Here is a 9,422-nt window from a genome sequence, read left to right on the forward strand (position 1 = left end):
TTTTGAACTACGAATAAAAACCCTTCTGATATAATATAAGAATCAAAAAATCCGCCACCCTTGCGGTAAACCGTTGCTGTGGTACGCACTTATGCAAAAAAAATGCAACGTGCTATTACCACAACACCCTTGCTCATCTCGCAGCCGGCTCGCGCCTTTTAGATTACCTGCTCGAAAGAATAAATAGTAACTTTGTAGAATGATTGATGATTTAAAAAAACTATATCTGCGTTTTAATTATACTGATGAAAATGGTTTCATTTTTAATGCACCAATATTAAAAGAAGGAGAACATTTATCAATAGGCTTTGATAATAAAAGGAAAGAATTTAATATTCATTTTACGAATGATAACATTAATGAATCAGGAGCTAAACGAAGGGATTTTATTTTCGTTATTTCAGCATTTAGATTTTTCCTATTCCTAAAACGATTTGACGCTTTCTATAACCAAAGCATTTTAAATTTAATAATTGAATCAAAAACCAATCTTGGTAAATTAAAGAAGCACAAATTTATTTTAAATACGATTACTACATCTGAAGAAGCAGAGGATAAGTTGATTCACAAAAAAAAGAATGGTCGCTATTGGAAGTTTAGGAAAAACTTGGATTTAGACTTTATTGCAGAAAATTTCAAATATATTGATGAGGTAGCTTTATCAAATAATAGTTTCTATTTAGCTTATAAATTGAAGAACAATAATTTAGCCTTACAAGGCATCCTTTATAAATTTGAACATTTGAATAGCCTTTATTTCATTCCAATTAAAAAATATAATCGTTTTACAAAGCATATGGCAATTGCAATGTATAATTACTTTAATGCCTATCCAACCGAAGAAACTTTACCATTCAGACAATTAATGTACGAACGCCTTAAACATCCATATTTAGATAAGGAAGAAGCAAAAAGGTTGCAAAGTTAGATGCCTTCCTACATCCACCGCTATCATACTATAAAGTTCAAGCCCTACGGGTTTTGAAAAAAATTTTGCACCTGTATTTTGGCATATCCTGCTGTAGTCATTTTGTATAGCAATATTTTTTCCAAAAAACTTGACAGTATGTCCACGCCATCAATTGAATTGCTTTCTTTTTTCTCTTTTTCTTTGTAAAAAAAATATTGTTTTTTTTATTTCTGATGCAAAAAGAAGCAATCTAAAGCAACAAAATCCATATTGAAAGAATAGCATAAAACTTGCCATATATTTCAGCGGAAGGTACAGCTTCGTGTTAAGTCCGTACCAAGTCCGAAGAAAAGTAAGTTTCATTTAAATCATTTATGTTATGGGTAAAATTGCTCAAGGTATTTTAGGAGGGCTTTCAGGTAAGGTTGGAAACATTATCGGTGGAAGCTGGAAAGGAATTGACTACATTAGAATTAAACCTTCAAGTGTAGCGAATCCAAGAACTGTAGGTCAGGTAAACCAAAGAAATAAGTTTACAGTGACTTTAGAATTTATTCAAGCTGTTAAACCTTTCATCCAGAAAGGATATAAGTTTTTAGCAGTGAAGAAAACAGCATTCAATGCTGCAATGTCGTATGTGTTAAATAATGCTATTGGTGGAGTTGAGCCAAACTTCAATGTAGATTATGCTAACGCTTTGGTAAGTAGAGGAGGTTTATCGACTGCTTTAAACCCTACTACTGATCTTACAACTGCGGGAGAAGTAACTTTTAACTGGGATGATAACTCTGCTGAAGGTAATGCAAACGCTACCGATAAAGCAATGTTATTGGTTTACAATCCATCAAAGAAAGAATCTATTTCTTTAACTGATGGAACAGACAGAACAGTAGGAACTCAAATTGTTGCTATCCCAACAACCTACGCAGGAGATACAGTGGAGCTATTTATGGCATTTATCACTGCTGATGGTAGTCAAGTATCAAACAGTACTTATTTAGGCTCTGGAACAGCTAATTAATGCTTGGTGTTTTATGTATGAAAACCACTCTTTATGAGTGGTTTTTTTTATGCTATATTTGTAATTAACATTATTAATGTTTGTTGCTAATCTTCTCTTATTTTGTGTTTTTTGTTTCCCATTTGTTGCCCAAATGCTACAACACCAATGAATATAGGGATAGTTAAATATTGTATTGGGAAGTAGGTCTGGTAAGCGTTCCATAGTTTTTGAAATGTCATGTTTGACAGTTTCAGAGGTGCAAAGGCATTTAGATATTCATGTACTTGTTTTTAGATTGTTTCCACGTGGCGCCTACTGGTAGCTTTATGTTACTTCTTGTTGTGATGCGTTTCTTTTAGTGCTACTATTAGCCTTACTTTACTTCTTTCTGTTATGTTTTGTGTATTTGCCGTACTATTTTCCCGTATATGGTGGCTATCTAGATTACTATAACCTTGCTTTAATCATTTTATAATCATGTTATAACCACGCTATAACTATTCATTTTTATTTTGTAATTTAGCTTTCATATGATTGGTTGTTAGTGGATTATGTGTGTTATGGGTGATTCTGATTGTTGTGATTGGAACTGTGTGATTCATTTTAAAATTTCATGTTATGGCAAAGCAAAAAGGTGTTATTCCATTGGTTGGGACGATTGGTGGGATTAATTTTTATTATTTGAATGGGAAGCCTGTAGCACGCGTTGCTGGTGGTGGTTTTAATGGTGAGGCTATTAAAACTAAAATAAGTATGGAGCGTGTGCGGGAAAATGCGAGTGAATTTGGAGATTGTTCTCATGTGAATAAGGTATTTAGGCAGGCGTTACGACCGTTTTATACCAACCATAGGTTTACATTTTTTCATAGTAGATTGATGAGCATGTTTACCGATTTGAAAAAATTGGATACTGATAGTGCACGTGGTTCGCGTCAGGTTTATAAAGGACTTCTAACTGATGCAGGAAAACGCTTGTTGCAGGATTTTACGTATACGCCAGATTGCAAACCACAGTTGGTTTTGCCTTTTAGTTATGGTATGGATTGGCCAACGTATACGCTTAGCATTCCTCAATTTAATATAGAGCATGTTCAGTTTATAACGGGTTCTACCCATATTGCCTTGCAGTTTGGGGTTTTGGATTTTAATTTTGAGACTTTAGATTCTGCCTTGCATTTGGCTGCGCCTCTGGTTTTGGCCAAGGATTTTGCGGGTACTTTTTTAGGTTTTACTCCTGTGACGGCTCCAACTGGATTGGGTTTGCAGTTGGCTGTTATGGGTGTGCGGTACTATCAAGAAGTTGATGGGTTGATGTATGTGCTAAATGCTGAGAATGGTGTTGGGATAGGAGTTTTTGGTGTTGACTAGTGAAAGGTGACTAGTGACTAGTGAAAAGTGAGAAGTGGAAAGTGAATAATGAAAAGTGAAGCGTGAAACGTTTAAAGTGGCTCATGCTGTTGTTTGTTGTTGTGTTGGATTGAAACTTTGAATTTTGTTTTTTGGCGGTATAGGGTTTTATTTTTTTCTCGCGAAGGCAGGAAGGCGCGAGGTTGAAAAGGTTTTGGGTACAGGTATTTTATTATGAATATTTAGTTATTATTCTGGTATTCCGTAAGGCTATTGTTTATAAATGTTGGATTTTTAGATTTTTTGGTTTTCTAGCAAAGGCGGAGAGGTGGAAAGTTGCATTGCTGTTAATTTGTTTTCTGCCTAGCGGCAGACAGGGTTGTGGAGTTGTTTAACTGTAAAGCTATAAAGTTATTTTTAAGTAAACTGGATTCCTTGGTTTTTAGGTTGTGTTATTTTTGTATTTATTTCATAGCTATTATAATTTTAAAAAAAACTGCTGATTTATTGTGAATTAAAGTTGTTAGACTTCTATTTAATTTTAAATTAGCATCGAATTTTTAACCCTAAAAAACCTACTTATGAAAAAAATTACTTTTTTATCAGCTTTATTGTGCGTAACATTTAGCTATGCGCAATCGTTTACGGAAAATTTTGATGTGGATACGGGCGTTACCACAACGCTAACTAAAACGCTTCAGGGTGTGTCTTTTACCTTTACCTTTACAAGTGATGGAGATGGCGGCGATTTTGCTTGGGAAAATGTTTATGGCCTTGGTAATTCAGCGTCCATTAATGTGTTATCAGGTGCTGAAAATTTTGGCACTACTGAAAAAGTGACCATTAAAAGAACGGATGGTAACGAGTTTACCTTTAGCAGTATTTTTATTAATAGCACAGATGCGGCTACAGTATTTGTTGGAGGATATGTGGCTGATGTTTTAGTTGGAAGTACGCAAACGGTTGCAACAGGAATTGAAGCGACCTTAACGTTTGGTGATATTCAGGTGGATGAAGTCCGGTTGACATCAACTGATTTTTACAATATTAATATAGATGCTTTTACGGGTAATTTAAACACCTTAAGTCTTGATAGCTATGCCCTTGCCGAAAACAAGGTGTTTATTAGTCCGAATCCAGTAAATAATCAGCTGCAGGTTTCTGGATTGCCAAGTGCTGAACAGTATGTTATTTACAATTCTTTAGGGCAAGTGGTGCAACGCGGCGGTTTTATTAATGTCCAAAGCATTTTGGTGGAAACCTTGCAAACTGGAGTTTATTTTTTACAGGCTGATAACAACCAAGCGATCCGTTTTATTAAGCTGTAATAGCTGTATGCGATTTTATATTTATGCCCAGCCAATTTATTTGGTTGGGTTTTTTTTTGTTGGATTTTTAGATTTTTTGGTTTTCTAGCAAAGGCGGAGAGGTGGAAAGTTGCATTGCTGTTAATTTGTTTTCTGCCTAGCGACAGATAGAGTTGTAGCGTTTTTTTATTTGTTGAATACCTTAAAAATTAGGGTTTTAGGAGTGAAAAAAAAGTCCTACAGAGTATGCAGGACTAAAGATTTTCATCTACGGCATATAGCCTTATTGTGATAAGATTAAAGATTAGAAATTTTAATCAGTTTCAAATATACTGAAAACATTTTTAATTTGCAATGTGGAAACCCGTAACATTAATTAAAGGCAATTTGTATCTTGAGTGCTGATTTAATTTAAGATATTATGAGTAGGATATTAGGTTTGGATTTGGGAACTAACTCGATTGGTTGGGCAGTTGTAGAAAAAGACAAGAATGAGAAAGAGTTTACGCTAATTGATAAAGGTGTAAGAATATTCTCTGAGGGTGTAAATATTGAAGCCAAAACAAGTAGCGAAAGCTCCAAAGCATCGCAACGAACAGGCTACAGAAGTAGCAGAAAGCTAAAATACAGGAGAAAATTAAGAAAGTTAGAACTTCTAAAAATTTTATCAGATAATAATTTGTGTCCAAAATTATCAGACGAAGAATTAAAGTTGTGGCGTTATAAAAAAATATATCCTAACAATGATAAGTTTAGATTGTGGTTAAGTACAGATAATCAAGACAATGAGCTAGAACGAAAACAGCAAATCAAAAACCCTTATGCTTTTCGTTTTAAAGCTTCAACCCAAAAGTTAGATTTAAATAATTTAAATGATAGAAACGAGTTAGGAAGAGCCTTTTATCACATAGCACAACGACGAGGTTTTTTAAGCAATAGATTAGATACATCAGACAATTCAATTATTGAAGAGAAAAACAGTGAAATTGAGGATATAATTCAGCAATGCAACACGCCAGAAGAATTGCTTAAAATCTATAACGAATTTCTAGAATCTTATGATAAAACAGATACTAACAGTAAAGCGTTATTTACTTTAAATAGAGCGTTTAAATCCATAATAAAAGAAAATGCAGACGAAGCGTTTGATGATATTCAGGAAAAACTTTCCGAACGACTTAATAGAAAAGAGTTTTTAGGTAAAGTTAAAAGTGCCATTAGTGATTTGTCCTCTAAAATAGAAGAAGCCAATTGCAATACACTTGGGGAATATTTCTATGGATTACATAAGGAAGGGCAACGAATTAGAAATAATTACACGCACCGTGAAGAACATTATTTACATGAGTTTCATGCAATTTGTGACCACCAAAATTTACCCAATACGTTAAAAAAAGATATTGAAAACGCTATATTTTTTCAAAGACCGTTAAAATCGCAAAAAGGATTGGTAGCAAAGTGTCCGTTAGAAAATGACAAAGCATGCGTGCCAAAATCCCATCCAGATTTTGAACTGTTTAGAATGTACAGTTTTATAAATTCCATTAAAATAAAACCTGAAAACGAAGATAAATTAAGAGTTTTAAATACTGATGAAAAGGCATTGATTGAGCCTCTTTTTTACAGAAAATCCAAACCTAATTTTGATTTTGAGGAAATTTCAAAAAAGCTAACACCCAAAAATCTTATCTCTGGATATTACAAAGATAAAAATGCCAAAAACTTTGATGTTTTATTCAATTTTGGTAATTATACCAATGTTTCAGGTTGCCCAACGATTGCTAATTTAAGATATGTTTTTGGTGAGGATTGGAAATCGTATTTAGTCAAAAAATTTAATAAGAAGAATAAAGACAATTCCAATAAAACAGAATATCAGATTATAGATGCTATTTGGCATGTACTTTTTAGATTTGATAAAACCAAAAAGCTAAAACAATTTGTAAAAGATTATTTGGATTGTGATGAAGAAACTGCTTCAAAATTTTCAAAAGTAAAATTGAAACAAGATTATGGTTCGTTAAGTTTAAAAGCTATTCGCAATATTCTACCATATTTGGAAAAAGGCTTGCTTTACTCGCATGCCGTGTTTTTAGCCAATATGAAACATGTTTTACCAAAAGATATTTGGAACAATGAAACGGACAGAAGCGTTATAAAGAAGGAGGTGTTTTCAATCATAGAAACTTACAATACTTATAAAAATTCGGTTGATATTGTTAATGGAATCATTAAAAATATAAAAGACAAACAAGAATCTTGGAACGATAAAAACACGTTTGTAGTTGATGCTTTTAAAAAGGATATTGATAAAAACATTCAAGATTATTTCGGTTTAGAAACATGGAACTCGTTTTCCGAAGACAAAAAAGAAACTATTTTAAATGATAGTTTTCAGCGCTTTTCAAAACAAATGGCCTTAAATTCTGGACGAGGCGAATTCCTGAAAAAGGAAACCTTGGATGAACGTGTAAAAGATTTTTTACGAGATAACTTTAATGTTAGTGAATTTCAATTAAAAAAACTTTACCATCCATCCGCTATTGAGGTTTACGATAAGGCAAAACGTAGCGATAAAGATGGAAAACTATATTTAGGCAGTCCATTAATATCGTCCGTTAAAAACCCAATGGCTATGCGTTCACTTCATCAATTGCGCAAAGTCATTAATCAACTCATAAAAGAAGATGCTATAGATGAAAACACTATTGTGCGTATAGAAATGGCAAGAGAACTTAAAAGTGCCAATGAAAGGGTAGCCATACGACAATGGCAAAATGACTTACAGAATAATAGAAAAGATTATATAGGTGCCATAAAAAAACTCTACAAAGAAGTTTGTGGGTTGGAAATTGACCCTTCTGAAGATGAAATCTTAAAATACCAACTTTGGTTAGAGCAAAACAGAATCTGTCTTTACACAGGTAAAACTATTAGCATTTGCGATTTTATTGGAGCCAATCCAAAATTTGATATTGAGCATACCATTCCAAGAAGCAAAAGTTTGGACAATTCGCAAACTAATAAAACCTTATGCTGCTCTATTTATAATAGAGATGTAAAAAAGAATAAAATACCTGCTGAATGTAATAACCATGAAGATATTTTACCAAGAATAAAACATTGGTATGCCAAATATAAAAGTTTAGAAGACCAAACAAGAGACATTACCAAAAAAGTTAAAGCCGCTGCTACTAAAGAAAATAGAGATAGTTACATTCAAAAAAGAGCAAAACTTCGATTTGAATATGTATACTATCGCAATAAATACAAAACCTTCACCATGACTGAAATCCCGAAAGGATTTAAAAATAGTCAATCGGTAGATATTGGGATAATCAGTAAATATGGCAATTTGTATCTTAAATCGCTATTTTCAAAAGTATTTCCTGTTAAAGGAAAAACAACGTCGAATTTAAGGGATATTTGGGGCTTGGATAAAAAGGAAAGAGACAATCATGCACATCATGCTAAAGATGCCGTGGTTGTGGCATGCTGCTCAAAAGATATTAACGATGCTTTGGTAGAATATTACCATAATTACGAAGATTTTAAATATTATGGTAAACCAAAGCCATCCTTTAAACACAGAATTCCATGGAAAGGCTTTAATAAAGATGTTAAAAATTTTGATGATAACACACTTATTAGTCATCATACGCTAGATGTTTTGCCGATACAAAGTAAAAAAGCCATTCGCAAACGTGGCATCATTCAAAGAAACAAAAAAGGCGAGATTAAGTACCAAAAGGGCGATACTGTAAGAGGTGCCTTGCATAAAGAAAGTTTTTATGGTGCTATTAAACGAAAAGAAAAAAATAAAAAAGGAGAAGTAGAAGACGTTATAAAGTATGTATTGAGAAAACCATTGGATAGTTTTTCGGACACCGATTTAAAAAACATTGTTGATGATAGAATTAAGGAGATTGTTACAAACGGAAGGAAACAAGAGAAACAATTAAAAAAAGAAATAGAAACCTTAAAAAAACAAATCAACAAGGTAAATGATGTTGAAGGGCAAAAGATGGAAGCTCAAATAGAAGATATCACTAATAAAATTGACAACGAACTTTATGTGTTGCCTAACAAAAACGGAAGTCCAATACCTATAAAAAAGATTCGATATTTTGCTAATGATGTAAAAGCGCCTTTAGAAATAAAAAAACATCGTGATGTTTCAAGGCATGAGCACAAACAATATTACTTTGCTAAAAATGATAGCAATTATTGTATGGCAATTTATGAAGGGATTAATGATGAGGGAAAGGTAAGCAGGTCAAATTTGTTAATTAATAATTTAGAAGCTGGCAGTTATTTTAAAACCAGTAATACAAACAATCAACTATATCCAATAGCACCAGAGAAGGATGAAAATAACAATTCTTTAAAGTATATTTTGACCAAGGGTAAAATGGTACTTGTTTATGATAAAATGCCCAACGAACTGTTCGAAATGGCGGAGTCCCAATTACTAGAGCGTTTATTTCAAATTACCCAGATGGATGTAGAAGCTTCTTGTATTAAGCTTTTGCATCATACTGAAGCAAGAGAAAAGAAAACACTAACTGAATTCATGAATTTAAAAACAGGAATGAAAGGCGGTAAAAATATTGGAGAACACAAAAAATTTCCATGGATAAAAGTGGGTGTCAATAGTTTTGACTGCCTTGTGGAAGGTTATGATTTTATAATCACTCCAACAGGCAAACTAAAATTTATTTAGATTAAAATAGTTCTTTGACATACATTTTTATCTTAAACAACCAAACCCCAACGGAAAATTGACGGTTTCAATTTTTTGCAACGATTTTTCATTTGTGGTTTGATTAAAGATTAGAAAACACGATATTTTCCA

5 protein-coding genes are annotated in these 9,422 nt (G+C 32.9%); all 5 read left to right on the top strand.

Going from position 1 to position 9,422, the window contains the following annotated elements; genetic code table 11:
• The first annotated feature begins 199 nt into the window (after window positions 1-199).
• The 5 genes from BM239_RS10795 (at window position 200) to cas9 (ending at window position 9,290) form a co-directional block, all read left to right on the top strand.
• Window positions 200-928, top strand: coding sequence for a hypothetical protein (locus BM239_RS10795; protein WP_092208452.1), 729 nt, complete (start codon window positions 200-202; stop codon window positions 926-928).
• 361 nt (window positions 929-1,289) lie between these two features.
• Window positions 1,290-1,931, top strand: coding sequence for a DUF6266 family protein (locus tag BM239_RS10800; protein ID WP_092208454.1), 642 nt, complete (start codon window positions 1,290-1,292; stop codon window positions 1,929-1,931).
• 600 nt (window positions 1,932-2,531) lie between these two features.
• Entirely contained in the window at window positions 2,532-3,281 is a 750-nt protein-coding gene (locus tag BM239_RS10805) for a hypothetical protein (protein ID WP_092208456.1), read from the top strand.
• 560 nt (window positions 3,282-3,841) lie between these two features.
• Window positions 3,842-4,588, top strand: coding sequence for a T9SS type A sorting domain-containing protein (locus BM239_RS10810; protein WP_092208458.1), 747 nt, complete (start codon window positions 3,842-3,844; stop codon window positions 4,586-4,588).
• Window positions 4,589-4,988: 400 nt separating this feature from the next.
• Window positions 4,989-9,290 carry a type II CRISPR RNA-guided endonuclease Cas9 gene (gene cas9, locus BM239_RS10815; RefSeq protein WP_092208460.1) on the top strand — a complete coding sequence of 1,434 codons (4,302 nt, stop codon included), beginning with the start codon at window positions 4,989-4,991 and terminating at the stop codon, window positions 9,288-9,290.
• The last annotated feature ends 132 nt before the right edge of the window (window positions 9,291-9,422 follow it).

Source organism: Algorimicrobium echini (assembly GCF_900115185.1).
GTDB classification, from domain to species: Bacteria; Bacteroidota; Bacteroidia; order Flavobacteriales; family Flavobacteriaceae; genus Algorimicrobium; species Algorimicrobium echini.

What these genes read in the sequence shown, in the direction of transcription:
- BM239_RS10795 (WP_092208452.1), top strand. Translation starts at nt 200, where the DNA reads ATGATTGATGATTTAAAAAAACTATATCTGCGTTTTAATTATACTGAT.
- BM239_RS10800 (WP_092208454.1), top strand. Translation starts at nt 1,290, where the DNA reads ATGGGTAAAATTGCTCAAGGTATTTTAGGAGGGCTTTCAGGTAAGGTT.
- BM239_RS10805 (WP_092208456.1), top strand. Translation starts at nt 2,532, where the DNA reads ATGGCAAAGCAAAAAGGTGTTATTCCATTGGTTGGGACGATTGGTGGG.
- BM239_RS10810 (WP_092208458.1), top strand. Translation starts at nt 3,842, where the DNA reads ATGAAAAAAATTACTTTTTTATCAGCTTTATTGTGCGTAACATTTAGC.
- cas9 (WP_092208460.1), top strand. Translation starts at nt 4,989, where the DNA reads ATGAGTAGGATATTAGGTTTGGATTTGGGAACTAACTCGATTGGTTGG.